Genomic DNA, 437 nt, shown 5'->3' with positions numbered 1-437 from the left:
TTGTCCGGGTCCCGTACCGGCGGCGGTTGCCGTGGTCCCGCAGCGGCGTGCTGGAACGCGACGGTCGCCGCTGCGGCTACTGCGGTGGCCGGGCCGAATCGATCGATCATGTACTCCCCACCTCGCGTGGCGGGCCGGCGCGTAGCTGGCTGAACACGGTTGCCGCGTGCCTACGGTGCAACCAGGCCAAGGCGGATCGCACGCCGGAGGAAGCGGGGATGAAACTGCGGATCGAGCTGTTCGAGCCGAAGGTCCAGCGCGCGCTCGTGCTCGCGCTCGGTGTCCGGCAGGCTGAGAACCTACCGGACTGGCTCTCCGGCACGCTAGCGGGTCACGGAGGTGTGGCGGCTGCGGCCTCATAGTCGCCTGGCGGTCGCGTGGATTGGGGGAAGAGATTCGCCAGGCGGCGGGTTGCGCCGAGCGGGTCAAACTTGGCT

The 437-nt window shown here is 69.8% G+C and carries 1 protein-coding gene; it reads left to right on the top strand.

All coding sequences use genetic code 11. From position 1 onward, the window contains the following. Window positions 1-362 (top strand): HNH endonuclease (locus ELR45_RS40590; protein WP_240759308.1); only part of this gene is annotated, 362 nt, incomplete at its 5' end. Between the last annotated feature and the right edge of the window lie 75 nt (window positions 363-437).

The organism is Phytoactinopolyspora endophytica, assembly GCF_004138495.1.
Lineage (GTDB): Bacteria > Actinomycetota > Actinomycetes > Jiangellales > Jiangellaceae > Phytoactinopolyspora > Phytoactinopolyspora endophytica.
This window is presented reverse-complemented; position numbering and strand designations above follow the sequence as displayed.